This is a genomic window from Mycobacterium sp. URHD0025, from assembly GCF_000426065.1.
Classification (GTDB): Bacteria; Actinomycetota; Actinomycetes; order Mycobacteriales; family Mycobacteriaceae; genus Mycobacterium.
On sequence record NZ_AUEQ01000001.1, the window covers coordinates 290,706 to 315,176 of the forward strand.

Below are 24,471 nucleotides of genomic sequence, written 5' to 3' on the forward strand. Positions count from 1 at the left end.
GCTAACCCAAGGCGACACCGAGCTCCTGGGCGAACACCTTGATCATGTGCTGAACCGCGATCTCGTTGCGGCCGATGATCATATGGTCGTGCTGACCGTGGCGGACGCCTTCTCCACACTGCGGGAGCATCGCGAAATCTTCGTCACGAACCGCAGCGTGGACGCCTTCGTAGACGGCGTCGTAGGCCGCCCGCATGTCGTCATTCGTCGCCGGGATACGCCCCATCCAACTGTGCCGCACCGTGCAGCGAGTGGGTTCACCCTCGGGCAACATGTCGATGATCTCCACGCCAACAGGACTGTTCGCGAGAATCAGGTTTGGGTAGACCCAGTAGATGACGCCCATGTTGGCGGACGGGTCGAGTGCAGCACTTGGGTCGTCGGCGAGATTCTTGATCCAGTTGAACGGGAACCCGATTCGGTGATGCTTGCCGAACTCGTCGTAGATCGCGGTATTCGGCAGGGTGTTCTGCCCGATCAGGCTCTCGCCGTGGACGAATGGGAAGTGATAGCCCTCCGCGAACGCCTCGAGTGCACCCTTCCACGACACTTTCGAGGAGAACTCGCGATCGGTGTGGTAACCGTAGGTCTCGTAGTTCCACTGCGCCAGTTCGGGTCCGAGCGCGCCCAGATGAGTGTCGAGTTCGATCGTCGCGTCCGCGGTCAGAACAGCCCAGACGAAACCGTAACGCTCCTCCGACGGCAACTCCACCAAGCCGTACGCCGCGGGGTCCATCGTGTCGAAACCGGCCTTGCCCGGGACCATGAACAGCTCACCGGTGTTGCGATAGGTCCACGCGTGATACGGGCAGACGAACCGTGACGCATTGCCGGACCCGCAGGCCGGCATGGCGCCGCGGTGACGGCAGTAGTTCAGGAACACGTGGGAGGCGCCGGTGCGGTCGCGAGTGACCAGCAGCGAGTCCCCGAGCACCGAGCGGACGACGAAGTCGTTCTTCTGCGCGATCTGGGCCGACGGCACGATCGCCAGCGGGACCCGACGCAGGATCTGGGATTCCTCGATCTCGGTGATCTTCGGATCGCGATAGTAGTGCAACGGCACCTTCAGCACCGCCTCGGCCATATCCGTCGTCCCGTCGACGGCATGCCGCAGGGCGCGTCGGGTCAGTTCCTCATCGGTGCTGCTCACTGGGGTGACGGTCATGATCTGACCATACAATGGCTATCGACTGTATTGTCAAGGTCGGATGGCCATTCGTGCGACGATCAACGGATGCGCAGGCACGGCTGGTCGGGAGACATTCCCGCCGACGACGACGAAGCCCAGCGCCGCATCATCGATGCGGCGCGCCGGGCCATCGACGCGCGCAGCACGGTCAGCGTGTCCGAGGTGGCGCAGGCCCTCGGCGTGACCCGGCAGACGGTGTACCGCTACTTCCCCACCCAAGAGAGCCTCATGGTCGCCACCGCCGTGTCCTCGGTGGACGGCTTCCTCGACCGGTTGGCCGCAGAGCTGGGTTCGATCACCGACCCCAGCGAAGCCGTCATCGAAGGCATCGCCTACACCGCTGAACAGATTCCACACGACCGCTACCTGAGCCTGGTGCTGCAACCCGGTAAGGCCAGCGCATTCACCGCGGGCGTGACGTCGGACCTGGCGATCGGGTTCGGCAAGTCGATCCTGCGGCGTTTCGACATCGATTGGGCTGCAGTCGGATTCGATGACGAGGTGTTCGACCAGCTGGTCGAGTTCATGTTGCGGACCCTGCAGTCGTTCATCATCGACCCCGGTGGACCGTCACGCCACGATTCCGGCCTGCGCACCTACCTACGGGCCTGGGTGGCGCCCGCGATTTCCGCGCACGCCACCGTCCACCCCTAGTGGAGGTATTGGTCGTCGGCGACGTGTTCCAGCCAGTCGACGACCTCACCATCGACAACGGATTGAATCGCGATGTGGGTCATCGCTGTTGCGGAAGTGCCTCCGTGCCAGTGCTTGACGCCGGGAGGCGTCCAGATGACGTCACCGGCTGTGATGTCCTGCCGTTGGCCACCCCATTCCTGGACCCAGCCGGCACCCGAGGTGACGATCAACGTCTGCCCGCCCGGGTGGGTATGCCAGGCGGTCCGCGCGCACGGGGTGAACGAGACTTCCGCTGAACTGAACTGGCGGTCATCGTTGGGATCGAACAACGGCTTGACACTCACCTCGCCGGTGAATGTGGCAGCAGGCCCGGCCATTGCGGCCCTCGAATCGCCGGGCGAAACCTGCATGCTGCTCATTTTTCTCCTCACTTCCTGTGCGTCAGACGTTTTCGACGGTGGCAGCCCACGAGGCCAGCAGATCCAGGGCATGCGCCGTCGGCGACGACGGTTCGGCGACGTAGATCGTCATGGTGAGGCCCGGGTCGGAGATCATGTCCACGCTCTCGTAGGCCAGTTCCAGGTTTCCGACCACCGTGTGGTGGAAGTGCTTGGTGCCTGCGCCGTGCAGCCTCACGTTGTGCGAACTCCAGAGCTTCCTGAAAAGTTCACTACGGGTGGATAATTCGCCGACGAGATCGTGCATCGCCTTGTCGTGGGGGTCGCGTCCGGCTTCGGTGCGCAGGATCGCGACGCAGGTGTCGGCGGCCGTGTCCCAATCGGGATAGAAACGGCGAGAGTCGTCATCGAGGAAGGTGTACCGGGCGAAGTTCGGCACCCCGCCTGGTTCCCGGTCGTACAGGTCGGCGTGCATGGCGCGGCCAAGGTGATTGGTGGCCAACAGGTCCATGCGTCCGTTGCGGATGATGGCCGGCGGGCCGATACCATCGAGCACCCATTGCAGCGCCGGACGAGGTGTCCAACGGGTGCTCGGGCGTCGACGCGGACGCATGCCGGCACTCGTGCCGTCGGCCGCATGGGCGAGATGGAACAGATGCGCACGTTCGGCATCATCGAGTTGCAGAGCCCGGGCCAGCGCGTCGAGCACCGACGCGGAAACTCCGCCGAGTGAGCCACGTTCGAGCTTGGCGTAGTACTCGACGCTGACACCGGCCAGCGCGGCCACCTCACTGCGGCGCAGTCCGGGGACCCGGCGCTGACCTGACTCGGGTAGACCCGCCTGCTGCGGGGTGATCTTGGCTCGCCGCGAGGTCAGGAACTCGCGAACCTCGGCGCGGTTGTTCACACATTCGACGGTACGACCGGCAACCGGTCCGTGGGATGCCCTTTCAGTACACCTCTCGTCAGTGACTCCCTCAATTCTGGTTGACGGGGTTGCCTGGAGGCATGCTCCTTCCCACCGAACGCGAACCCGTGGACACCGGCACCAGGACCCGGCTCCCGGCCTTGGTGTACGTGGTCGCCGCCGGGATCTTCCTGATGGGCACGACCGAGTTCATGCTCGCCGGCCTTCTGCCCGACGTGGCCTCTGACCTCGGCGTCGACGTCACCCGTGCCGGATTGCTCATCACCGCGTTCGCCGTCGGCATGATCATCGGCCCGCCGATCATGGCGCTGGCGACCCTGCGTCTGCCTGCCCGCGCCTCACTCGTCGGCGCCCTGCTCGTCTTCGCCGCCGGTCACGTCGTCGCCGCGCTCAGCGACTCGTTCACCGTCGTCGCGGTGTCACGGGTGGTCACCGCCCTGGCCACCGGCACTTTCTGGGCGATCGGGGCGGTGGTGGCCAGTGCGGTCGCGGGCCCCGGCGCCGGAGCCCGCGCGCTGGCCGTGATGTCGGGCGGGCTGAGCCTGGCGGTCGTCGCCGGGGTGCCACTCGGTACGTTCGCGGGCCTGTTCACCGGGTGGCGCGGCCCGTTCTGGATGCTGGCCGCCCTGGCGTTGGTCACCGCGGTCGCCGTGCGGCAGATTGCGCCGGCAACCATCGGCGAGTCAGCCTCGGACGCATCGATCGGCACCCAGATCTCGGCCATGCGGTCATGGCGGATGTGGGTGGTACTGACCGCGATCGTGCTCGCCCAGGCCGGTTTCCTCGGCATGTACAGCTTCATCAGCCCACTGCTGACCGACCGGGCCGGGATTCCGACGGCGCTGGTGCCGGTCGTTCTGGTCGGGTTCGGTATCGGCGCGTTGGTGGGCACCGTCCTCGGCGGACGCTTCGGTGACCGGTACCCCTGGGTCACCATCGTCGTGGCGGTGTCGTCGTCCACGGTGGGGATGCTCGTATTGGCCTCGACGTCCAGCCATCCGACCATAACGGTGGCGCTGGTGGTGCTCCTCGGCGCCGCCGGCCTCGGCGCCAATCCCGTCCTGATCGCGCAGACCCTGCGGTATGCCGGGGCGGGTTCGACCCTGGCCTCGTCCCTGGCCACCGCTGCCTTCAACCTCGGCACCGCCGTCGGCTCGGCCCTGGCAGCAGCGACGCTGTCGACCTCACTGGGGCTGGTCGGCCCGGCGGTGCTCGGCGCGGCGGTCACCGGGACCGCGCTGGTGCCCATCGCGGGTCTGACGCTATCGCGTTACCGCACAAACCTTTTCAACCGACAAGGAGAATCCGGATGACCATCACTCCCGTGGGCCGGCGCAGCGTGTTGAAGCTGGCCGGCACCCTTTCCGCACTGACCGCCCTGACCGCGACGGGATGCGGGCCGTCACAGCCCAGCACCACGCCGGCAGCGCCGCCTCCCACACCTGGCCTCACCACGGGCGATACCTCCCACGGTGCCGACAACTTCTACGTCAGCGACGCGGTCGACGTTCAGAAGATCTCGTTCAAGAACCAGTACCAGATGAATGTGGTCGGCAATCTGTTCGTGCCCAGGGATCTGGACCGCACTCGAAAGACAGCCGCGATCGTCGTCGGACATCCCATGGGTGCGGTCAAAGAACAGAGCGCCAACCTCTACGCCACCAAGATGGCCGAACAAGGCTTCGTCGCCATGTCGCTGGATCTGTCGTTCTGGGGCGAAAGCGAAGGCCTACCGCGCAACGCGGTCTCGCCGGACATCTACGCCGAAGACTTCAGCGCCGCCGTCGACTACCTGCGCAGTCAACCGTTCGTCGACCGGGAACGCGTCGGCGCCATCGGTGTGTGCGGCAGCGGCAGCTTTGTGATCAGCGCAGCCAAGATCGATCCACGCATCAAGGCTGTCGCCACCGTGAGCATGTACGACATGGGCGCGGCCAACCGCGACGGACTGCGAAACGGTCTGAGCCCGGACCAGCGCAAGCAGATCATCGCCCGCGCCGCCGAACAACGTGACGTCGAATTCACCGGCGGCAAGACCGAATTCACGTCCGGCACGCCCGAGGAGCTCACCGCGCAGTCGACGCCGATCGATCGGGAATTCTACGACTTCTACCGCACGGCAAGGGGTTTCAGCCCCGACACCACCACGCATCCGACACTCACCAGCAACGTCAAGTTCATGAATTTCTATCCGTTCGCCGACATCGAGACGATCTCACCGCGCCCGATGCTGTTCATCACCGGCGATCAAGCCCACTCGCGCGAGTTCAGTGAGGACGCCTACCGGCTCGCCGCCGAACCCAAGCGGCTCGTCGTCGTCCCAGGCGCCGGTCACGTCGATCTCTACGATCGGGTCGGCCTCATCCCGTTCGACACGTTGACCACCTTCTTCCGTGAGCACCTGACCCGCCACTGATCGCGAGGGCGAGCAACCGAGGCGTACGCTCACCCACGTGGTGGACCTCTCGTATGTCATCGCCGGATCCGAAGCCACTGGTGGCGCCGGCCTGCAGGCAGACCTGCGCACCTTTCAGGAGTTCGGCACCTATGGTGTGGGCACGGTGACGTGCATCGTTTCGTTCGATCCCAAGGCGAACTGGGGTCACCGATTCGTGCCCGTCGACCCACAGGTCATCGCCGACCAGATTGAAGCCGCGACGTCGGCGTACAACCTCGACGTCGTCAAGATCGGCATGCTCGGGACTCCCGCAACCATCGACGTCGTCGCAGAGGCCCTCGCCCGCCAAGCGTGGCGGCACATCGTCGTCGACCCGGTGCTGATCTGCAAAGGCCAGGAGCCCGGTGCCGCGCTCGACACCGACACGGCTCTGCGCCGCCAGATCCTGCCGCTGGCCACCGTGGTCACCCCGAACCTGTTCGAGGCCCGCACTCTGGCAGGAATGGACACCCTCTCCTCGATCGACGATCTTGTCGAAGCGGCCCGGCGCATCGCCGATCTCGGCCCGTCCTACGTCGTGGTGAAGGGCGGGGTGGAGTTTCCCGGTGACGACGCCGTCGACGTCCTCTTCGACGGCTCTGACGCCGACATCCTGCGTGCACCGAAAGTAGGGCACGCGCGCGTCGCCGGCGCGGGATGCACTCTGGCAGCCGCGATCACCGCCGCGCTCGCCAAGGGGTCCAGCGTCCCGGAGGCGGTGCGCCTGGCAAAGGAGTTCACCACCGCCGGGATCGTCGACCGGATCAGCGGTAACGCGCCGTTCGACACCGTCTGGCAAGGTGCGCTCGACGCGACCCGCTGATAGCGGTCACCCGCCTCAGAACCAGCCGGTTGTCGGCTCCCACCACGTCGACCACACCGCACCGTCGGTGCCCGTGACGAACAGGTCGATGTGGTTGGTGCGCGGCACAAGTGCGCTGACTTCGGCGCGCGGCTGCATCCGGATATCGGGATGGATGAGGAACCAGTTCTGCCATGGCTTTCCCGGTTCCCACCACGTCGACCACACCGCACCATCGGTACCGGTGACAAACAGATCGATGTGGTTGGTCCGCGGAACCAACGCTGTCACGGTGGCACCCGGCTGCATCTTGACCTCCGGGTGAATCAAGAACCAGTTCTGCCAAGGCTTCCCCGGCTCCCAGAACGTCGACCACACCGCGCCGTCCGTACCGGTGACGAACAGATCGATGTGATCCTTGCGGGGCACCAACGCCGTCACCGTGGCACCCGGGCGCATCTTCACCTCCGGATGAATCAAGAACCAGTTCTGCCAAGGCTTCCCCGGCTCCCAGAACGTCGACCACACCGCACCATCGGTACCCGTCACGAACAGGTCGATGTGATTCTCACGCGGAACCAACGCCGTCACCGTGGCACCCGGCTGCATCTTCACCTCCGGGTGAATCAAGAACCAGTTCTGCCAAGGCTTTCCCGGCTCCCAGAACGTCGACCACACCGCACCGTCCGTACCGGTGACGAACAGATCGATGTGATCCTTGCGGGGCACCAACGCCGTCACCGTCGCACCCGGGCGCATCTTCACCTCCGGATGGATCAAAAACCAGTTCTGCCACGGCTTCCCCGGCTCCCACCACGTCGACCACACCGCACCATCGGTACCCGTCACGAACAGATCGATGTGATTCTCACGGGGCACCAACGCCGTCACCGTCGCACCCGGCTGCATCTTCACTTCCGGGTGAATCAAGAACCAATTCACCCAACCGGTCCGCGGCTCCCAAAACGTCGACCACACCGCACCATCGGTGCCCGTCGAGAACAGGTCGATGTGATCCTTGCGCGGTGTCAGAGCGGTCACGGTAGCCCCACGCTGCATCTTGACCTCGGGATGAATCAGGAACCAGCTCCGGTACAGCGTGAACACCGCCTGGATGTCGCCGGCTGACAGGCCGTTGCGTTGTCCCATGGTGACTCCCGCGGGCAGAGCCACTTTCGGGACGATCGTGGCCTTCCCGTTGGTGCTGAAACCGGTCGCGGAGTAGTGCATGATCGAGCCGAAGTCGTAGGTCCCGATATCGTCACCGTCGGTGATGTGCTGGTCGAAGTTGTGCTGGTCGCCGGCATTCATGTTCTCGAAATGCACGGTGATGAACTTGTCGCGGTCTTCGCGGCTCTGTTCGTGCCACAGCCCGATGGAATGACCCATCTCGTGGATCACTGATCCTGTCGGCGCGGTGTCCGCCACCTCGATGTCTTGGCGACCTCCCTGCCGCCCGACGGGCGATCGCGTTGCCGTGCTGCGGGCAAAGTGGACGTAGTCCGTGTCAGCCGCGGTGCGCGGGACGAACCGGATGTTGGTGTTGGCGGTCCAGTGTGCGACAGCATCGGTTATGCGCTGCGCGTTGGGAAGTGCGCTGTCGACGTCGAAGGGGACGACCGCGTTGGGCCATCGGAATTGTGTGCCGGTGATCCCGATGCCCTCCAGCTCCACGACCTTGTCCCAGGGCCCGATCACGATGTCGCCCTCGAACACCGCCAGCCCGTCTACCTCGGAGACGGTGATCTCGCGTTGCCCGAGGGTTCGGGTTTCTATCACCGCCTGACCCGTCTTGGTGCCGGATCGGTATTCGCCGGTATCGTCCTGCGGCACGGCGTTGACCGCTTCCTTGGCTATTGTCATGAGCTCCACTCCTGTTCTGCCGCGCCGGACGGGCACCGCTGCCGTTATCGTCGTCCGGTTCACGGCCTCCGCGAATGCGTAGTTCGCTACCCGAATTCCGGTGTGTGGCAGTCAGATCCTCGCGACAGGAACGGTAAGCCCATCGGCGTCGCCGGTCGCGGGTACTGGCACGGATCGGGTGCTGAGCAGATCGCCGGGTTGCACACCCATACCCGCTGACAGGGCGATGTGGCAGCGCAGCGCCAGAGCCCTGCGGGGGAGGTCGGGCGCGAACATCGCGAAATCATGTGTGGCCGTGGGCGACGTTGCGATGTCGTCGGTTTCGGAGCTCGCGATCAGCGGAGCCGGCGCATCGAGATAGGTGACGTCACGCAATTCGACCGTCAGGCGGCCGTTGGCCCGGGGCGCATCTGTCGGCATGACCACCACACCGCTGATGCGCCGCATCCCCTTACAGGTTTCTCGGGTCGACCGGGTTGTGGATCGCCGCGGTGGTGTCCGCCAGGGTGGCCCGGAACTGCATCACGCGATAGGGGTGTCCGGTGGTGGTGTTCCATTGCGAGACAACTAGACCTGTACCACCGACGACATCGAGCTGTGCGCCCGGCATGATGTACCCGCCGTAGAGCTGGGCTACTTCGCCGACTGCATGGTCCTCGCGTTCCCACGTCGTGCCGACCACCGGTGTCTGAACGGGGGTCTGATGAAGGTTGGCCGTCGGGGAGGCGATGGCGCGATAGCCGAGGGCGTACTGCGAAGCCAGAAATCCGCCGAGCACCCATTTCCCCGGCGCCAGGCGCCGCAGCGTCAGTTCCCCCCAATGCTCGTCTCCGGGAGTGATCGGCGTCGGCTCATTGCCCCATCCCCAACGCTGACCATCCCAGCCCCATCCGACGTATCTGGCGTTGTCACCGATACCGTCCGGGCGTACGCGTCGCAGAATGATGCCTTTGTCTCGTTGAAAACCCGTGGACACCACATACACCCAGCCGTCGTCGGGCTCGTAATCCCACGACCAGCACTGCGCCTGCCCGTGGTGCAGACCGGCGGAGAACTTCGCCTTGTCTCCCATGTGGCGCCAGGTGATCCCGTTGTCGGTCGAGGACCAGATCTCGGTCCAGATGACGTTCGGGAAGCCACGGTTGACGATGGCGTGCAGATAGAGGGTGTCATCGACGCGCAGCAGGTCCGAGGGCAGCACCGTGCTGATTCCGCCGTGAGTCCATCCGGTGCCCGGGTCGTCGTGGATATAGGACCAGAGTTGTTGAGCGAAATCCGGGTCGGGCCCGCCGGCGCGTTCGTAGCGGATCGGGCGTTGCGCGTCGCCGGAGCCGATGAGCACCACCGGAGCCCGCCATAAGCCTTCGCCGACGTGCGTACCGGAGAAGGTGTCGCCGAACACCGACACCAGTGTTCCGTTCGGAGCCAGCACCGATGCGCCGAGATCGGTTGCGGTGACGCCCCATCGGTCGGTGATCCCGCGCCCGGTGACATCGGCGAGCTTTGCGCCGCGCCGGGTCGGCTGCTGCCCGGGCGCATCGGCGGGCGCGGTGGTGATACTCACCAGCCGACCTGATCCAACGAGCCCAGAGGCGGCGCGATGGCCTCGAGTCCCACGGTCATCGTGTCGTGGTCGTGGAGCGCACCGAACGACAGGCCGGTGAGGTGCTCGATATCGGCGACGGATTTCTGGAACATGACGACTTTGTCGATGTCGCTGAATGATTCGGTGTCGGAGCCGAAGGCCGCGTCCAAAGCCGCGTTCTGATCGGCCAGGAATGCCGTGGCGCGAAGGTCGCCGTCCTCGGCGCTGACCCGCACGACGATCTTCCAGAACTGCCGCGGCACATTGACACCCCGATACAGCGGATCCTTGTCACCGAACACCGGCCCGGTGATGACGGTGATCTGGCGCTTCTCCGCACCTGCGTTGTCGAGGGCGTAGTTTTCGATGCCGGCCCACAGGTGCTGGTTGAAGGCCGAGATCTGGGTGCAGCAGTTGGCGAAGTGAAAAGTATCGTCCGCGGCCTGTTTTGCGGCGACCGGACTGCCCCACGCCGGATCGAGGCGACGCACCATGTGTCCGCGGTCGAACAGTCGCGGCTTCTGCCGTTCGAACACGTCCTGGTCGAGCTGTTGCTCGGGCCGCAGCCGCGGATCGGTGTACCAGGTCTCCACCGCCTCGACCTCCCCCGTCGAGCGGTTGATCCGGCGCAATCGCCGACCGTCGATGTTGACGATGGTGAACAGCGGCATCCGCCGATCGGCACGAATCACCAGACTGAAATGGTGGTAGCGCAACACGACGTTGGCCGTCGACCGTTTGAGGCCCTTCGGTACGGCGCACTGCGCCAGTAGCTTCGCTGGTATGGACGGAATCGCAACGGCTTTGGAGAGGAATTCCGGGTCGTAACCCGAGCGATTGCTGTAGTCGGGATTGGGTGCGTCATTGCGTTCGAGGACCGAGGCCTGCCCTGAGCCCGACTCTTCCTCGGCGATCATGCCGATCCGCGGGCCGGTGTCCAGACCGGCCACGTTGCCGGTGATGACGAGCCGGGGGAGGACCAGATCGGCGGTCACCACCGACGGCGACGTTGTGACTACCGGGGCACCGTCACGGTCGCCGGCCGGAACGGACACGACCACCGCCCCTTCCAGCGGTGTGCTGGAGGCCGGCGGGTTGAGCGCCTCGGCCAGTAAATCCCGTAAACCGGAAGGCAATTGGTCATGGCGGATGCGAAGGGCGTCGACGATGGCGCTGATCCGGATGCCCTCATTACAGTCCTCCGGAACAGGTTGACCGTCTTCGAGTTCGGTGTCATTGTGGCCGCCACCCGCGTGGTGCAAGGCAACCAGGTTGAATTGATCGTTGAAGACCGGGCTGCCGCTCGAGCCGTGAAGAGTGTCGGCGGCGTAGTACAGCGTGATGCCTTTCTTGCCGCGACCGATCACCCGGTTCTCCCGCAAGGCGATCTGTTTGTAATCGGCGTCGGGATGCTCGATGATCGTGACGTGGTCGCCTTCGGCGTGCTTGTCCTGCGCCGATGACAGTGCACTCCAACCAAATTCGCCCAGTTTGCCCTCGCCGGCCGTCCGGGGGCCGACGGCGATCACCGAGACGTCGAGTTCGTTCTCCGCGCTGGTCCAGAAGAAGGTTGCCGGGTCGAGCCGAAACTCGGTGACCGCTGCAGGCACGTCGTCGATGTCGAGTTGGTAGTTGAACTGGATCGAAGCCGATGCGGCACTCTGGCCATCTGCGATCACGTGGTTGTTGGTCATGAACAACCGCGGTGACACCATCACGCCGGTGCCCAGCGGCCGGCGCTTACCGTCGATGACGCGCGCCACCGCTTGCGCGGACAGCCTGGCCATCTCGACGTAGTAGATCGGCACGAAGTCGGTCGTCGGACCGATGATCTTCTCGAGTTCGCCCTTCATCTGCGGCTTGACCAGAGCCGCCACCTTGTCCTTACCGGACTGCGGGAGGTTCTTGAGCAGATCGAGGTCGCCTCCGACCACCTTGCTGATCTGCGTCGAGGTCAGATCCCCGGCGGTGATCGCGGCGACGCGGCGAACCAACCGGCAGTGGTCGGGTTCCATGAAGACGTTCGACATGACGGCTACCTCATTTACGTCGGGATATCGCTGCAACCAGTCTTTTCCCCGCCCCTCTTCGGCACACGCGTAGGCGACTACTCGTTTCCGCTGTATGAAGGCGACCCGGCGGCACCCGGGGGAGATTGCACTTGTAGTGCGTTATATTGCACTCATGGACGAGGCCGCGGCCAAACTGGCCACCGCGATCGGCGCGCGCGTGAAACAGGAACGCGCGTCGCGTGGCTGGACCCTCGATCAGCTCGCGGCCGCGGCGTCGGTGAGCCGGCGCATGGTGGTCAGCGTGGAGCACGGCGAGGTCAACCCCAGTGTCGGGACACTGCTGCGGCTCAGCGATGCGCTCGGGGTTGGCCTTCCCGCGCTGGTGGAGCCGCCGGAGGCCCGCCCGGTGAAAGTCACCCGCGCCGGCGAGGGCGCACAGCTGTGGAGCGGCGCGGCGGGTGGCCGTGGTGTTCTGGTGGCGGGCACAACGCCACCGGATGTTGTCGAGTTGTGGGACTGGTCGCTCGGTCCGGGCGACCGTCACACCAGTGAAGCCCATGCCGCGGGCACCGAGGAGCTGATTCACGTGCTCGAGGGTGCGATCAGTGTCGACGTCGGCGACGAGGTGATCACACTGCAGGCCGGCGACGCATTGGCCTTCCCCGGCGACGTCGACCACGGTTACGCCAACCCGCACGATGTACCCGCCCGTTTCGCCCTGACAGTGTTCGAACCCGGTGTGGGCACGGCCCAACGACCCCGAGGAGAATGACATGCTGATCCACCCGTGGGACGCCGCCCTTGACGAGGCCGAATGGCAGAACTGGCTGGCCGGCACCGATCGATTCGGCATCTTGGGCGTCAACAACCTCGACCCGGCCGCCGCCCCGGTGATGGTGCCGACCCACTTCACCAATGCCGGCGCGCAATTGCTGCTGCATCTGGCCCGGCCCAACCCGGTCTGGCCGCATCTGGAAGCTGCCACCGAGGTGCGCATGACGGTGATTGGTGACTACGCCTTCATCCCCACCTACTGGCGCGCCAAGGCGGGCGGCCCCGACGAGGACGGGGTACCGACGAGCTATTACTCGTCCGTGCAGTTCGTCTGCCGCCCAACGATTCTCGATGCCGCGGAAGACAAGGCCCGTATCCTCGCCGCCCAGCTCGCCGACTTCCAGCCAGAAGGCCGCCACGCCACCGTCGCGGTCGGGGAAGACCCGTACGGCCGCATGCTGCCCGGCATTCGCGGCATTCGCCTGGAGGTGGTGCGGGTGGAAGCGAAGTTCAAGTACGACGATGCCAATCCGGTCGAGCACCGTGAGCGCGTGATCGACAACCTCGAACAGCGTGGGCACGGTCTGGACAACGCCGCCGCAGCCCAACAACGCCGACGTCTCGCCGCGATCGGCGACTGGAAGCTCAGGCGGAAGGAAAGCGGAAAATGAGGGCGTCGAGTAGGCGCTGCACCTCGTTGAGCCGCGCCCGCACCGCAATCTGATGATGATGCGCTCCCGGACGGCCGAGCCTCACCCGCTCCTCGATCCGCGCCAACTGTGACTGAACATCGGCCATTTCCGCTTCGAGAAGCGCGATGAACGCCTGCGCCTGACGTACATCGGCGCTCGCCCGGGGAGCCAGATTCAACACTGGAGCGGGCGCGGCCACCGGCCGATGCCAGAATGGATCAACAGGTTCTGCCGTCATCGCCCTACGGTGGCACCATCCACCGGCGAATCAGTTTCCCGGCCGTATCCGTCTGGTAAGGAGCTGTTCACACAGGCCTCGACTGCTGTGTGAGCACTACCGGAAAAGCGCACTGGCGATGTCTGCGAAGTGCTTTCGCACCGCGGGCTCGTCCATGTCGAGAATGAGCTGCGCGATGGCGCCGTCATAGACCGTGACCAGGGCCCGGGCCATGTCGGCCGGCGTGGGCAGTACCCCCGGAAGGTCCGTCCCGCGGTCGCCGATGTGGTCGGCGAGCATGCGGGTGAAATCCTCGCGCATCTGGGAACGTTCCGCCGCAAGTTCCGATTGCACATCCGGCCGACGAGCCGCGTACAGGACAAAGTCGGTGTTGATCAGCAACCAATCCCGGTTGATGGGCAGGGCCTGCGCCCACGCCTGGATCGTCGCCTCGACGGTGTCGAACGGTTCAGCTGCCAAGAATCTCACGGTGTGCTCGGCGAACTCGCGGGACTGTTCCCGATACAGGGCCAGGAACAACTCGTCCAAAGTGCCGAAGTTCGAATAGAACGCGCCTTTGGTGTACCCCGAAGCCTGACAGATGTCATCAATCCTGGTGCGCCCGAACCCCTTTGCAGCGAACACGGCGAAGGCCGCATCCAGCAGCCGGCGACGGGTCTCGAGGCGCCGCCGCGTCATGGGCCGCACCGGTTCGCCCTCGTCTTTCGCCACGGACTCATGATACCTTTTGGCATCCGATACCAAAAGGTATCAAACGTGAGCTCCAGACCTCCCGAGGGGTGATTCGATGCTGCAGAAAACAATTCGCGCCGGCGCCTGCGCCCTCGCGGCCCTGATCGTGGCGGCCGCACCGACCGCGAGCGCGACGCCCAGCTCCGACACCTCGGCGGGCGCGTGTCGCACATGGCCGGTGACCACGGTGGCCGGCGGGCTCGGCGCGCTCGAGAATCTCGAGCCCGACGGCCACGGCGGCTTCTACCTGAGCGCGATCACGGATGGACGTCTGCTTCACGTCGACGACCACGGGACCAGTACCACGGTGCTGACCGGCCTCGATCACCCCGCGGGGCTGCGGCTTTCGGGAAACGACCTGTACTTCCTCACCGGAAACAACCCCGGCACCTCACGCGGCACGCTGCAACGTCTGGACCTGTCCACCGGGCAAGCCACCACCTTGCTCACCGGGCTGTCCGCACCGAACGGGCTGCTGTTCCTACCGGACGGGGATCTGATCTTCTCGCAACTGAGCGTCCCACCCCAGGGCATCGACCGCTACCGCCCCGCCACCGGACTCCACACCCAAACCTGGTCAACCACACCGCTTCCCAACGGTCTCGCATTGACGCCTGATCGCACCGCGATATTCACCGAGAATTCGGCCCTGTCAACGATTCTCCGGATTCCGCTCGACAAGCCCCACACGACGTCGACCGTGGCGCGATTGCCGGGCCTGATCGCCGGCTCCGACGACATGCAAGCCACCCGCGACGGGACACTGTATGTCGCCGGAGACACCTCAGGAGAGGTGTATGCCGTGGACACCGGCACCGGACGGGTGTGCACCATCGCCAGAGGACTCAGCCAACTCTCCCTGCCGCCCAACGGACCGACGTCGGTGCGGGTGGGGCCCGGTCCCGAAGGCAATGCCCTGTATGTCACGGCGTTCGACGGCAAGTTGCGGCGGCTCCAACCCCCGGCCGGGGTCGACCTCTCGCCTGTCACATGACCGGGCAGACCCTGCTCGTCGACGGCGGAGCGGGCACTTTCCGCTAGCGGAAATCGCCACCACACCGCAAGTCACCCTTGTTAGGTTCGAAGATGCCGATGAAAAGCACGAGCCAACAAGGAGGAAGACCAATGACCAATCGTTCAGGAAGTGCGTTCTCCCGACGCACGTTCATTCGCGGCGCGGCCGTCACGGTACCCATCATCGGAGCAGCGGTCGTCGCACCGGTTGCTCTTGCGGCACCTCCGGAATGCGGTGACCCATCGGGCAAGGTCGGCAACTGCGCGGCTCAGCTGCCGCAGGAGTTCACCTCGACGAGTTTCAGCACGACAGCGATCGTGGGCGGCACGAATTACTCAATCCTGTTCAGCACGAACATCAGACGCGGCCCACTCATCCCGTCGGGCACCACTGGTTATCGCATCAGAAGTGTCAGCGTGTCCGGAACCAAGCTCGACGGTGCCCCGTTCTATCTGACTCCCGGGATCGGTGAGGTCGGACCGCGACTGCTCAATGCCCTGTCCGCGTCGTCGTTGGGTTTCGCCCTCGATGTGCCATGGGATCCGAACCAGCTCGTGCGTTCGTTCCTGTACACCTACGACGTCGAATTCCTCACCGGCCTGACGGTGAACCAGACCTGTCGCTACACCACGACGATGACGCTCGCCGACAACGGGATGACACTCGGCGGCGTGGGATCGGTCAACTTCTCCACACCGATGCTCGCCGAGTGCGAGGTCGCTCCACCGCCCCAGTAAGCCGGCGGTTACCCGTGAGCCTTGCGGACCAGGTCGATGGCGTACTGGTTGACGAAGGTTCCTGCGGAAGCCTCACCCGTACCGCACGAGCCGTCCGACTCGCCGGGACGCTTGACCCACAGGAAGGCGTCGACATTGCCGTTTCCGGTCGCCGTGGTCGGCGCTGCACCGAGGGCCCGGCCGCTGGGGTTGCACCAGTACATCTCACCTTCGGCCGGTCCGGCGCCATTGCGCGACGTGTCGATGACGTAGGGCTTGCCACCGGTCTGGCCCGAAATCGCGTCGCCGTAACCGATTTCCTCTTCGGTGGTGAAGAAGTTCGCGGTGTTCAGGCTGAAACCGCGGGCCTTGGCCACCCCGACCCGGTTGAGCCTGTTCGCCATTTCGTCGGCGGCGACCCACCGCGAGTGACCCGCGTCGACGTACAGCGCGGTGCCCGGATTGCGGGTCAGCGTGTCGACGGCGTAGCTCATCAGGTTGTAGCGCTCCTCGCGCTGGTCACCGGACAGGCAGTCGGCCATCGCAAGCGCATCGGGTTCGAGGATGACCGCGGCCGGTCCACCGCCGATGGCGGCCGCCACCCCGTCGATCCAGCCCTTATAGGCGGCACCCGACCCGAATCCACCCGCGGCATAGCTTCCGCAGTCACGATGCGGGATGCCGTACAGCGCCAAGATGGGCATGGTGCCGGCGGCCTGGGCCGTAGCGATGTACTTGGCGTCCACCGCGGGGCTGGAGACGTTGTCCATCCAGTAGGCCGTCGGCGTGTTGGCGATCACCTGCAACTCGGGACTCGGGTTGCCTTGGGCAGCACGCATGGCCTTCGACGAAGGATTGACGTAGAACGAATGGCCCTCCAGCGGGTTGCCGTCACTGGCCAGGCGCACCATGGGCGCCGGCTCGGCGGCAAGACCCGCGCCGACCACGGAGGCAACTGTCAGAAAAGGGGCGATCAACCGAGCGACTGCGCCAGCAGCTGAGGACATCACCTCAGGGAAAGTAATGGCGCGAGGCGATAAGCGCCAGTCGCTCCCCCAGGAGCCACACCACTCCTACGGCATCGGTGCGGCTTCCAGTTCCACGGCGTGCTTTGCGGCCCGCCGCCCCGAGAAGACGCAATCGGACAGCGACAGCCCACTGACATAGGAGTTCGCGCATATCCCTATCGCCGTACGTCCGGCCGCATACAGACCTGGAATCGCCTGGCCTGCAGGCGTTCTCACTGACCCGGTGTCTTCGTCCACGACCAGGCCGCCGAGGGTGAACATGGGGCACGGGTTGATCAGGCTGCGCTTGATGGAGATCGCGATCAGCGAGAACGGCCCCTCGCCGACGGGGTGCACGAATTCGGCCGGCTTCCCCTGCGGATCCGGCAACCCGGCCGCGGCGGCCGCGTTGTGGGCCTCGACAGTGGCACGCAAACCGGCCGGATCGACCCCGGCCTTGGCGGCCACCTCCTCCAAGGTGTCCCCGACGACCCGGTCGGTGCGCAACATGGCTTCCATCTGCAGACGCTGAAACCAGATGGCCTGCTGGGGAAGCTGTGCTCGCGCTTCCTTGAGCAGGCCGTGATCGGCCAGAATCCAGCCGCGGCCGCCGTGCTCTTGAATCATGGCGTGACCGACGGCCGCTCCGTAGCGGGTCTCGTCGATGAAGCGTTGTCCGTCTTCGTCGACGACGAGGGCACCCAGGAACGCGCTCGGTGGGGTGATGAATCGCCAGGCCGATACGTTGTCCAGACGATCGACGGCGGCACCGACATCGGCTGCCAGAGTGATTCCGCCGCCGTCATCGGCGCTGGTTCCGAGCTGAAGCCCATCGCGGTACTGCGGCGCGTGTTCGGCGATCCATTCACGATTCGCGATGTAGCCGCCCGCACTGAGGATGACCGCCTGGCGCACATGAATATCGACAGTGCGGGCATACCTGCGCTCCAGGCGGTTCAGGAGCTTTTCCATCGCGGCCCGCAGCGGCGGGTAGTAGATGCCCGGCTTGATGGCCAGGTCGGCGTATGCGCGGTAGCGGCGCTGGACCCAGGCCGGGGCGTCGGCGAGTGTCGTGGCGCGCACGCCGACCACGCGGCCTTCCGAGTTGGTCAGCAGCGCGGCAGCACGAGTGTGGAACTGAGTGCGCACTCCGAGGGCTGCTGCCGATTCGGCCAAGGGTTGATAGATCTTCTTGCCCGAGGCACCCGGCCCCTTCGCCCGGTGACCCCGTTGCGCCGGCGGCGTGATCGCGCGGAAGCGCCCGGAGTTCTCGCTGCCCGAGTAGTACAGGTAGTACTTGTTGTTCGGGTAGGACGTCTTGTACGGGCACACCGACGCTTCGAAGGGCACGCCGTGTGCGGTGAGCCAGTCGATCATCGCCGGGCTGTCGTCGACGAAGCGTCGAAGCGTTTCGGGACGGACGGCATCGCCGATCTCGGCCTGCAGGTAGGCGTACATCGCATCGGGAGTGTCGTCCACGCCGGCTTGGCGCTGCACCCAGGTGCCGCCGCCCGCATAGATGATCCCGCCGGACACCTGCGTTGCACCGCCGCCGTTGAACCGGTCGATGGCCAGCACATCGGCGCCTCGCGCGCGTGCTTCTAACGCAGCGCAGACGCCCGCAGCTCCGTATCCGACCACGAGAACATCGACTGTGTGCGCGTTTGGCATGGCTCTCCCTGAATGTGATCGGCCGCCCGATCTTGAACTCCTAGTTTGTACTCAAAGTACAAACTCCGCGCAAGGACGCTCGTAGACTGCGCTCGTGGCTGAACAGACCGGGCGAACCGTGCCTGCCGCGGTGGCCGAGAAGCTGTACACCGCGACCGACCTCATCGCGGCCCGTGGGCTGGAGAAAACCAAGATCGAGGACATCGCCAAGGCGTCGGGCGTCCCGAAGGCCACGCTGTACTACTACTTCAAGGGCAAGGACGACATCCTGGCCTTCCTCTTCCGGGATTCGCTCGATGCGCTCGCCCGCGACGTCGCCTCGGCTGCCGATGCGCCGGGGCCGGGTAGGGATCGATTGGCCTCGGTGATCCAGGTCCAGGTCGCCCACACGATGGACCGCCCGGCAACCGCCCAGGCGCTTGTCGGCGATCTGAGTCGGGCGATCCGGTTACCTGAGCTCGCGACGGCCGTGCAAGAGGCTTTTTACGATCCCATCGCACGAGTGCTCCGGGCCGGGGCAGACGATGGTTCGCTGCGGCGCCTCCCCGACCCGCAGAGCGCGGCGATCACCATCTTCGGCGCGATCATGATGACCGCGGTGCTGCACAACGTCATCAACTCCGAGAAGGCGCATGACCAAGTCGCCGGCGAGGTCATGCACCTCATCGAGAACGGGCTCGGGCCGTCACGCTGAGGCGTTCAGACATGATGGAGCCCATGAGCCACACGCGAACCCGATCTGCGAACCGGTCGACACGTACCTCGATTGCCATCGCGATGGTGCTGAGCCTGATGGCAGCGGTTCTGATGTGGGGGCCAGGCGCCGGCCGTGCGTACGCGGCGGAAGCATCTCCGGCCGGGGATGCGCTCTCCATCGGCGACCCGGCAGCGCCGGGCCAGATCGACCTCTACCTGGATCCGCTGTGCCCCTACAGCGGAAAGATGGTCCGCGAGCAGGGCGCCGAGATCGGCCGCCGCATCGAGACCGGCAAGCTCCACATCAACCTGCGGCTCGTGAATTTCCTCGAAAAGTATTCAGCCAGCGGCACGTACGACAGCCGCGCGATCTATGCGGCCTTCATCGTCGCCGATCACTCCAAGTCGAGCGACATCACCTGGCAGTTCATCGAGGAGATCTTCGCCGCCGACCAGCAGCCGAAGGAAAAGGGCCCAACCGATCTGAGCAACGATCAGCTCGCCGGCCTGGCCGATCGCGCCGGCGCGCCGCCGTCGGCGCAGGACATGATCAAGCTCGGACTTCCCATCCCGTTCGACGGACACGCCATCGCCGCCAACAACCTGCCGCTGCTGCGGCAGCTCCCCGACTCCGGGGTGCCGATGGTGGTCATCGACGGCGAATCGGTCGATGGGAACTCCGATTGGCTCGACCGTCTGCCCCGTTGATCGGCCCTAGTCCGACTAGACTAAGCCTAGTAGGCTGGCCTCATGCCAACGGTCAATATCCACGATGCGAAGACACACCTGTCGCAACTGCTGACTCGCGTCGAGAACGGCGAGAAGATCACGATCGCGAGGGCAGGCAAACCGGTGGCAGACCTCGTTCCCCATAGCCGTGTCGACATTGCCTTCGGCGGGCTCGCCGGCCAATTCGGTTACGACACAGAACACTTCGACGACACCGATAGCGACCTCAACAGCTTGTTCGGAATCGAATGACCGGGTTGTTGCTGGACACTCACGTCCTGCTCTGGCTACTCGAAGACAACCCGCGGCTGGGAACCAAGGCGCGTGACCGCATCACACAGAGTCCCGCGGTATTCGCATCCGCGGCCAGCACCTGGGAGCTGGCCATCAAGGCCGCGATCGGCAAGCTGACGCTGCCCGATGATCTCGACGAGGCAATCAGCCAATCCGGCTTGCAGGGTCTGCCGATCACGCGTCGCCACACTCTCGCCTCGAAGCTCACCGCGCTACCCCACAAGGATCCATTCGATGCGATCCTCGTGGCTCAAGCCAGTGTGGAGCGGCTAGCCCTGCTCACCGCCGACGCCAAGCTCCTGACTGCGGTACCCGAGGCGGTTGACGCCAGAACCTGAGCCCTCACCTTCCGCAGTGATCAGCGAGGGGTTCCGATCGGCGGCAGCGAGCCGACGGCCTTGAGCTGTCCGTGCTGAGCAGCGAGGGTGTCGGCGAGGAACGTCCGGGCGATGAGTAGCAGTTCAGCGATCTTCGGATGAGCCAGCGTGTAGTACACGGCGTTGCCGACCCGGTGCCCGCTGACCACGTGGTGGCGTTTGAGGACCGCGAGGTGCTGGGACAGCAGGGTCGGCTCGATATCGGTGGCGGCCAGGATCGCACTGACCGGGGTTGGCTCCGCATTCATCGACAGGATTTCCAACACGCGGATCCGCGCAGGGTGCGCCAGCGCTTTGAAGAGGTTGGCCTTGATCTCGTACAGCGGTCGCTCCGGACCATCCAAGACGCTGTCGGTCACCGCTGCCCCAATGATTGACGGATTGAAGAAATTCGCAAACCATCATAGCGAGCGTTAACCTTCAGCAATGCCCACCGGCCAAGCCCCCCGCACAAAACCGGGCCCGCTGCAGTACATCGGATACTGCTACGGCAAACGGCTGCCCGACTCGATGCGCGAGTGGGTGGCCAACGACCTGGCAGGCCCCGGTGCCACCATCCGGATGATGGTCCGCGTCGCGATCCCGGCGATCCTCGTCCTGGCGCCGATCTGGTTCATCCCGATGTCGCTGTACCTGCACGCCAGCATGACTGTGCCCATCTTCATCCCGTTCGTGTACTTCTCCCACGCGCTGAACAAGGTGTGGCGGCGTCACATGCTCGTCAAGCACGGCCTGAACCCGGCCCTCATCGACGAACTGTCGCGCAAGAAGAACGCGCACATCCATCAGGCCTACGCCGAGCGCTACGGGCCACGCAACGGCCCGAGCAGCAGCGGCCACATCTGATCAGTCATCCCGCCGGCGCCGCGGCCCTCTGCTGAATGCGGATCATGACGAACTCCGCCGGCCTCACAGGTGCGAACCCCACCACGATGTTGACCAGGCCTTGGCCGATGTCATCTTGCGTCATGGTGTGGCGACCGCACTGCACGAAGTAGGCCTCGTCTTCGGCTTGTCCCTCAAAGGCGCCCTGCCGGAACAGAACTCGCAGGAATTCGCCGACGCTCCGGCGCAGCTGCGCCCACAGCGGTTCGTCGTTGGGCTCGAACACCGCCCACTGGGTGCCGCGGTACACGGAGTCTTCGATGTAGAGCGCGAGCCGTCGCACCGAGATGTACTTGAACTCGTCGGTCAGGGTGTCGATGCCGCGCAGCGTACGGGCACCCCACACCACCGTCCCCTTGCCGGGCAGTGTCCGAAGGCAGTTGATTCCCGACGAGTTCAAAATGCCGTTCTGTGCGTCGGTGAGCGCCACGGTCAGGCCGGTCACCCCGGACAGCCCGGCGTTGGACGGTGCTTTCCACACTCCGTGGTCGGCGTCGGTGCGCCCGATCACTCCGGCCACCGCGCCGCACGCCACGAAGTCGCCTGCCGCCCCGTTCCGAAGCGGATCCGGGCGCCGAATCCGCGGGAAGTACATGGCGCCGTTGCCGGCCGCGTCCCCGGTCAGTCCACGGGCCGCCGGCCAACTACGAACGGTGTTCGGCGTCGCCGCGGCGGGCGGGTCCACGAGCAGAAACGCGCGGCGTCGGGCACAAAACGTGAGCGCCGCCGCCCACACGTTCAGCGGCAGATCGCCGTCAGGGACCGGTGGCGGCAGGCACAGCAGGGCGAACCGCTCGGCCTTGGCCACGGCATAGAGGCCCTTTTCGGCCTCCTCGAAACCCAGGTCGATGTAGTCGGTTTCGGAGAGCGCGGCGCCGTCGGCGGCCACCAGGCGCACGATCACGGCGTCGGATCCGCCGTTGGCGAAGAAATCCTGCACGGCATATCCGAGGCCACTGTCAGCTGCCAATCCGCCGAATGTGCTCTCGAACTCGGCATAGGACGCGACCTCTACCGGATCCCCGACAGGCCCGCTCGCAGCGCCTCCGACGAATGCGCACATCGTCGTCACGCCGGTGATCGGATGGCCCCCACGTTCCCCGATTTCGACCCCGGGAGGTTGCTCCGGCACTGGCATGAGAACCCCTTTCGGCCCATCCGGATCTGATCTTTCCACCTGTGACCTGGGCCACTGCCCATCTCACGGCCATACCGTGGCGATTTGTGAGATCGGCCAATCGTTAACATCGAAGCGCTACTCATCCGAGGGGCCAGCCCACACGACCCACAGGACGATTGATTTGAACTCGCCAGAACTCGCCCATTGGAATGCTCAGGAAGCACTCGCGGAGGCGATGATTCCGATCATCGGCACCCTGCACCGGGCGAAGGGCGTGACGGTTCTGCTGCACAGCCGGTCGCTGGTGAACAAATCCGTCATCAGCATCCTGCGAACCCATCGCTTCGCGCGACAGGTGGGCGGTGACGAACTGTCCGTCGAGGAGACCTTCCCCTTCCTGCAGGCACTGGCCGATCTGGACCTGGGCCCGTCGAAGATCGACCTCGGCCTGCTGGTCATGGCCTACCGCGCCGGCGATGCCGGACTGTCCGTACCCGAATTCACCGCGCAGGTGCTCAGCGACGTGACCGGTGAACACAAGAGCGAACCGCAAGGCCCCCGGGACGTGGTGCTTTACGGGTTCGGCCGCATCGGCCGGCTCGTCGCACGGCTGCTCATCGAGAAGGCCGGATCCGGCAACGGCCTCAACCTGCGCGCCGTCGTGATCCGCAGCAACGGCGAGGGCGACCTGGCCAAGCGGGCCTCGCTGCTGCGCCGCGACTCGGTCCACGGCCAGTTCAACGGCTCGATCAAGGTCGACACCGAGAACAACTGCCTCATCGCCAACGGCAATGTCATCAAGTTCATCCACAGCGACGACCCGTCGACCGTCGACTACACGCAGTACGGCATCGACAACGCGATCCTTATCGACAACACCGGTAAGTGGCGCGACCGCGAGGGCCTGTCCAAGCACCTGCGCCCCGGCATCGCGAAGGTTTTGCTGACCGCGCCCGGCAAGGGCGATGTGCCGAACATCGTGCACGGGGTGAACCACCGCACGCTCGATCTCGAGCAGCAGATCTTCTCGTGCGCGTCGTGCACGACCAACGCGATCGTCCCGCCGCTGAAGGCGATGGATGACGAGTACGGCATCGCGCGCTGCCACGTGGAGACCGTGCACTCGTTCACCAACGACCAGAACCTGCTGGACAACTACCACAAGGCTGATCGCCGGGGCCGGTCCGCGCCGTTCAACCTGGTGCTCACCGAAACGGGTGCAGCGTCGGCGGTGGCGAAGGCGATGCCGGACCTGAAGGCCAAGATCAGCGGGAGCTCCATTCGCGTTCCCACACCGGACGTCTCGGTGGCGATCCTCAACATGCAACTGCACCGCCCGACCACCAAGGAAGAGGCCCTGGAGTACCTGCGCCAGGCGTCGCTGTCCGGACCGTTGAGCCGCAACCTCGACTACACCGCGGCGACCGACGCCGTCTCCAGCGACTTCATCGGCTCCCGTGCGGCGAGCATCATCGATGCGAACGCGACGATCGTCGACGACGACAACGTGATCCTCTACGTCTGGTACGACAACGAATTCGGCTATTCGAGTCAGGTGGTGCGGACGGTGCAGTACCTGTCAGGCATTGAGTACCCGACCTACCCGCGGATCGGAGCCGAGGCGGATCAGACCGCCTTGCTCACTCCGTAATCGAGCATGCCCGTCGATCAACGC

Annotated in this window: 27 protein-coding genes; 14 read left to right on the forward strand and 13 right to left on the reverse strand. The window is 65.2% G+C overall.

Features of this window, described 5'->3' with window-relative positions; genetic code table 11:
• Window position 1: 1 nt before the first annotated feature.
• Window positions 2-1,165 carry an aromatic ring-hydroxylating oxygenase subunit alpha gene (locus H977_RS0101390; RefSeq protein WP_029106185.1) on the reverse strand — a complete coding sequence of 388 codons (1,164 nt, stop codon included), beginning with the start codon at window positions 1,163-1,165 and terminating at the stop codon, window positions 2-4.
• Between the two features lie 69 nt (window positions 1,166-1,234).
• Here H977_RS0101390 and H977_RS0101395 point away from each other — a divergent pair, with 69 nt between their 5' ends.
• Window positions 1,235-1,843 carry a TetR/AcrR family transcriptional regulator gene (locus H977_RS0101395; protein WP_029106186.1) on the forward strand — a complete coding sequence of 203 codons (609 nt, stop codon included), beginning with the start codon at window positions 1,235-1,237 and terminating at the stop codon, window positions 1,841-1,843.
• Here H977_RS0101395 and H977_RS0101400 read toward each other — a convergent pair.
• Together H977_RS0101400 and H977_RS0101405 are read right to left on the reverse strand one after the other, a co-directional pair.
• Window positions 1,840-2,244, reverse strand: coding sequence for a (R)-mandelonitrile lyase (locus H977_RS0101400; protein WP_231395834.1), 405 nt, complete (start codon window positions 2,242-2,244; stop codon window positions 1,840-1,842). The genes H977_RS0101395 and H977_RS0101400 overlap by 4 nt on opposite strands.
• A gap of 22 nt (window positions 2,245-2,266) precedes the next feature.
• On the reverse strand, window positions 2,267-3,130 hold the full coding sequence (locus tag H977_RS0101405; RefSeq protein WP_029106188.1) for a helix-turn-helix transcriptional regulator: 864 nt from the start codon (window positions 3,128-3,130) through the stop codon (window positions 2,267-2,269).
• Window positions 3,131-3,231: 101 nt separating this feature from the next.
• Between H977_RS0101405 and H977_RS0101410 the strand changes: the two genes are divergently transcribed.
• Genes H977_RS0101410 through thiD form a run of 3 tightly spaced genes read left to right on the forward strand, consistent with a single transcriptional unit; the run spans window position 3,232 to window position 6,411 of the window.
• The gene (locus H977_RS0101410; protein WP_029106189.1) at window positions 3,232-4,464 is read left to right on the forward strand and encodes an MFS transporter; all 1,233 of its coding nucleotides are present in this window, start codon (window positions 3,232-3,234) and stop codon (window positions 4,462-4,464) included.
• Window positions 4,461-5,567, forward strand: coding sequence for an alpha/beta hydrolase (locus H977_RS0101415; RefSeq protein ID WP_029106190.1), 1,107 nt, complete (start codon window positions 4,461-4,463; stop codon window positions 5,565-5,567). Before H977_RS0101410 ends, H977_RS0101415 begins: the two co-directional genes overlap by 4 nt.
• Before the next feature lie 37 nt (window positions 5,568-5,604).
• Window positions 5,605-6,411, forward strand: coding sequence for a bifunctional hydroxymethylpyrimidine kinase/phosphomethylpyrimidine kinase (thiD, locus tag H977_RS0101420; RefSeq protein WP_029106191.1), 807 nt, complete (start codon window positions 5,605-5,607; stop codon window positions 6,409-6,411).
• 15 nt (window positions 6,412-6,426) lie between these two features.
• On the opposite strand, the gene H977_RS35555 is transcribed toward thiD, so the two are convergent.
• From H977_RS35555 to H977_RS32240, 4 genes are all read right to left on the reverse strand, one after another.
• Window positions 6,427-8,253: a M12 family metallopeptidase gene (locus tag H977_RS35555; RefSeq protein ID WP_196808148.1), complete on the reverse strand. Its 1,827-nt coding sequence runs from the start codon at window positions 8,251-8,253 to the stop codon at window positions 6,427-6,429.
• Between the two features lie 111 nt (window positions 8,254-8,364).
• Window positions 8,365-8,700, reverse strand: a complete 336-nt coding sequence (locus tag H977_RS0101430) for a hypothetical protein (RefSeq protein ID WP_029106192.1) — start codon at window positions 8,698-8,700, stop codon at window positions 8,365-8,367.
• A gap of 4 nt (window positions 8,701-8,704) precedes the next feature.
• Window positions 8,705-9,817 carry a glycoside hydrolase family 183 protein gene (locus H977_RS0101435; RefSeq protein ID WP_231395835.1) on the reverse strand — a complete coding sequence of 371 codons (1,113 nt, stop codon included), beginning with the start codon at window positions 9,815-9,817 and terminating at the stop codon, window positions 8,705-8,707.
• Window positions 9,814-11,868 carry a DNA/RNA non-specific endonuclease gene (locus H977_RS32240; RefSeq protein WP_051288517.1) on the reverse strand — a complete coding sequence of 685 codons (2,055 nt, stop codon included), beginning with the start codon at window positions 11,866-11,868 and terminating at the stop codon, window positions 9,814-9,816. The genes H977_RS0101435 and H977_RS32240 overlap by 4 nt, the downstream gene beginning before the upstream one ends.
• Window positions 11,869-12,022: 154 nt before the next feature.
• On the opposite strand from H977_RS32240, the gene H977_RS0101445 reads away from it, so the two are divergent.
• On the forward strand, window positions 12,023-12,622 hold the full coding sequence (locus H977_RS0101445) for a helix-turn-helix domain-containing protein (RefSeq protein ID WP_029106194.1): 600 nt from the start codon (window positions 12,023-12,025) through the stop codon (window positions 12,620-12,622).
• Between the two features lies 1 nt (window position 12,623).
• Window positions 12,624-13,295 (forward strand): FMN-binding negative transcriptional regulator, encoded by a 672-nt coding sequence (locus H977_RS0101450; protein ID WP_029106195.1) that lies wholly within the window; start codon window positions 12,624-12,626, stop codon window positions 13,293-13,295.
• Here the strand turns inward: H977_RS0101450 and H977_RS0101455 are convergent.
• Entirely contained in the window at window positions 13,270-13,554 is a 285-nt protein-coding gene (locus tag H977_RS0101455) for a hypothetical protein (RefSeq protein ID WP_029106196.1), read from the reverse strand. The two genes, H977_RS0101450 and H977_RS0101455, sit on opposite strands and share 26 nt — an antisense overlap.
• A 96-nt stretch (window positions 13,555-13,650) precedes the next feature.
• Window positions 13,651-14,265 carry a TetR/AcrR family transcriptional regulator gene (locus H977_RS0101460; RefSeq protein ID WP_029106197.1) on the reverse strand — a complete coding sequence of 205 codons (615 nt, stop codon included), beginning with the start codon at window positions 14,263-14,265 and terminating at the stop codon, window positions 13,651-13,653.
• 76 nt (window positions 14,266-14,341) lie between these two features.
• On the opposite strand from H977_RS0101460, the gene H977_RS0101465 reads away from it, so the two are divergent.
• Complete coding sequence (locus tag H977_RS0101465; RefSeq protein WP_051288519.1) at window positions 14,342-15,280, forward strand: SMP-30/gluconolactonase/LRE family protein; 939 nt, start codon at window positions 14,342-14,344, stop codon at window positions 15,278-15,280.
• A 131-nt stretch (window positions 15,281-15,411) separates the two neighbouring features.
• Window positions 15,412-16,038 carry a hypothetical protein gene (locus H977_RS0101470; RefSeq protein WP_029106199.1) on the forward strand — a complete coding sequence of 209 codons (627 nt, stop codon included), beginning with the start codon at window positions 15,412-15,414 and terminating at the stop codon, window positions 16,036-16,038.
• A gap of 8 nt (window positions 16,039-16,046) precedes the next feature.
• On the opposite strand, the gene H977_RS0101475 is transcribed toward H977_RS0101470, so the two are convergent.
• Together H977_RS0101475 and H977_RS0101480 are read right to left on the reverse strand one after the other, a co-directional pair.
• Complete coding sequence (locus tag H977_RS0101475; RefSeq protein WP_036474765.1) at window positions 16,047-17,024, reverse strand: glycoside hydrolase family 6 protein; 978 nt, start codon at window positions 17,022-17,024, stop codon at window positions 16,047-16,049.
• Window positions 17,025-17,090: 66 nt separating this feature from the next.
• On the reverse strand, window positions 17,091-18,695 hold the full coding sequence (locus tag H977_RS0101480; protein WP_029106201.1) for an FAD-binding protein: 1,605 nt from the start codon (window positions 18,693-18,695) through the stop codon (window positions 17,091-17,093).
• A gap of 94 nt (window positions 18,696-18,789) precedes the next feature.
• Between H977_RS0101480 and H977_RS0101485 the strand changes: the two genes are divergently transcribed.
• The 4 genes from H977_RS0101485 to H977_RS32245 all read left to right on the forward strand — a co-directional run bounded on the left by H977_RS0101485 (window position 18,790) and on the right by H977_RS32245 (window position 20,752).
• Window positions 18,790-19,389: a TetR/AcrR family transcriptional regulator gene (locus H977_RS0101485; protein WP_036474768.1), complete on the forward strand. Its 600-nt coding sequence runs from the start codon at window positions 18,790-18,792 to the stop codon at window positions 19,387-19,389.
• 83 nt (window positions 19,390-19,472) lie between these two features.
• Window positions 19,473-20,099 carry a DsbA family protein gene (locus H977_RS0101490; protein WP_029106203.1) on the forward strand — a complete coding sequence of 209 codons (627 nt, stop codon included), beginning with the start codon at window positions 19,473-19,475 and terminating at the stop codon, window positions 20,097-20,099.
• Window positions 20,100-20,141: 42 nt separating this feature from the next.
• Window positions 20,142-20,372: a type II toxin-antitoxin system Phd/YefM family antitoxin gene (locus H977_RS0101495; RefSeq protein ID WP_029106204.1), complete on the forward strand. Its 231-nt coding sequence runs from the start codon at window positions 20,142-20,144 to the stop codon at window positions 20,370-20,372.
• Window positions 20,369-20,752, forward strand: coding sequence for a type II toxin-antitoxin system VapC family toxin (locus tag H977_RS32245; RefSeq protein WP_036474771.1), 384 nt, complete (start codon window positions 20,369-20,371; stop codon window positions 20,750-20,752). Before H977_RS0101495 ends, H977_RS32245 begins: the two co-directional genes overlap by 4 nt.
• 20 nt (window positions 20,753-20,772) lie before the next feature.
• On the opposite strand, the gene H977_RS0101505 is transcribed toward H977_RS32245, so the two are convergent.
• Window positions 20,773-21,150, reverse strand: a complete 378-nt coding sequence (locus H977_RS0101505; RefSeq protein WP_029106205.1) for an ArsR/SmtB family transcription factor — start codon at window positions 21,148-21,150, stop codon at window positions 20,773-20,775.
• A gap of 67 nt (window positions 21,151-21,217) precedes the next feature.
• Between H977_RS0101505 and H977_RS0101510 the strand changes: the two genes are divergently transcribed.
• Window positions 21,218-21,637, forward strand: coding sequence for a DUF5313 domain-containing protein (locus H977_RS0101510; RefSeq protein ID WP_029106206.1), 420 nt, complete (start codon window positions 21,218-21,220; stop codon window positions 21,635-21,637).
• Between the two features lie 4 nt (window positions 21,638-21,641).
• On the opposite strand, the gene H977_RS0101515 is transcribed toward H977_RS0101510, so the two are convergent.
• Window positions 21,642-22,814, reverse strand: coding sequence for a phage tail sheath family protein (locus H977_RS0101515; protein ID WP_029106207.1), 1,173 nt, complete (start codon window positions 22,812-22,814; stop codon window positions 21,642-21,644).
• 163 nt (window positions 22,815-22,977) lie between these two features.
• Between H977_RS0101515 and H977_RS0101520 the strand changes: the two genes are divergently transcribed.
• Complete coding sequence (locus tag H977_RS0101520) at window positions 22,978-24,447, forward strand: glyceraldehyde-3-phosphate dehydrogenase (RefSeq protein WP_029106208.1); 1,470 nt, start codon at window positions 22,978-22,980, stop codon at window positions 24,445-24,447.
• Window positions 24,448-24,471: the final 24 nt, after the last annotated feature.

Coding starts and splice junctions, on each gene's coding strand:
- H977_RS0101390 (WP_029106185.1), bottom strand. CDS start 1,165: ATGACCGTCACCCCAGTGAGCAGCACCGATGAGGAACTGACCCGACGC.
- H977_RS0101395 (WP_029106186.1), top strand. CDS start 1,235: ATGCGCAGGCACGGCTGGTCGGGAGACATTCCCGCCGACGACGACGAA.
- H977_RS0101400 (WP_231395834.1), bottom strand. CDS start 2,244: ATGAGCAGCATGCAGGTTTCGCCCGGCGATTCGAGGGCCGCAATGGCC.
- H977_RS0101410 (WP_029106189.1), top strand. CDS start 3,232: ATGCTCCTTCCCACCGAACGCGAACCCGTGGACACCGGCACCAGGACC.
- H977_RS0101415 (WP_029106190.1), top strand. CDS start 4,461: ATGACCATCACTCCCGTGGGCCGGCGCAGCGTGTTGAAGCTGGCCGGC.
- H977_RS35555 (WP_196808148.1), bottom strand. CDS start 8,253: ATGACAATAGCCAAGGAAGCGGTCAACGCCGTGCCGCAGGACGATACC.
- H977_RS0101430 (WP_029106192.1), bottom strand. CDS start 8,700: ATGCGGCGCATCAGCGGTGTGGTGGTCATGCCGACAGATGCGCCCCGG.
- H977_RS32240 (WP_051288517.1), bottom strand. CDS start 11,868: ATGTCGAACGTCTTCATGGAACCCGACCACTGCCGGTTGGTTCGCCGC.
- H977_RS0101445 (WP_029106194.1), top strand. CDS start 12,023: ATGGACGAGGCCGCGGCCAAACTGGCCACCGCGATCGGCGCGCGCGTG.
- H977_RS0101450 (WP_029106195.1), top strand. CDS start 12,624: ATGCTGATCCACCCGTGGGACGCCGCCCTTGACGAGGCCGAATGGCAG.
- H977_RS0101455 (WP_029106196.1), bottom strand. CDS start 13,554: ATGACGGCAGAACCTGTTGATCCATTCTGGCATCGGCCGGTGGCCGCG.
- H977_RS0101465 (WP_051288519.1), top strand. CDS start 14,342: ATGCTGCAGAAAACAATTCGCGCCGGCGCCTGCGCCCTCGCGGCCCTG.
- H977_RS0101470 (WP_029106199.1), top strand. CDS start 15,412: ATGACCAATCGTTCAGGAAGTGCGTTCTCCCGACGCACGTTCATTCGC.
- H977_RS0101475 (WP_036474765.1), bottom strand. CDS start 17,024: ATGTCCTCAGCTGCTGGCGCAGTCGCTCGGTTGATCGCCCCTTTTCTG.
- H977_RS0101480 (WP_029106201.1), bottom strand. CDS start 18,695: ATGCCAAACGCGCACACAGTCGATGTTCTCGTGGTCGGATACGGAGCT.
- H977_RS0101490 (WP_029106203.1), top strand. CDS start 19,473: ATGGTGCTGAGCCTGATGGCAGCGGTTCTGATGTGGGGGCCAGGCGCC.
- H977_RS0101495 (WP_029106204.1), top strand. CDS start 20,142: ATGCCAACGGTCAATATCCACGATGCGAAGACACACCTGTCGCAACTG.
- H977_RS32245 (WP_036474771.1), top strand. CDS start 20,369: ATGACCGGGTTGTTGCTGGACACTCACGTCCTGCTCTGGCTACTCGAA.
- H977_RS0101510 (WP_029106206.1), top strand. CDS start 21,218: ATGCCCACCGGCCAAGCCCCCCGCACAAAACCGGGCCCGCTGCAGTAC.
- H977_RS0101515 (WP_029106207.1), bottom strand. CDS start 22,814: ATGCCAGTGCCGGAGCAACCTCCCGGGGTCGAAATCGGGGAACGTGGG.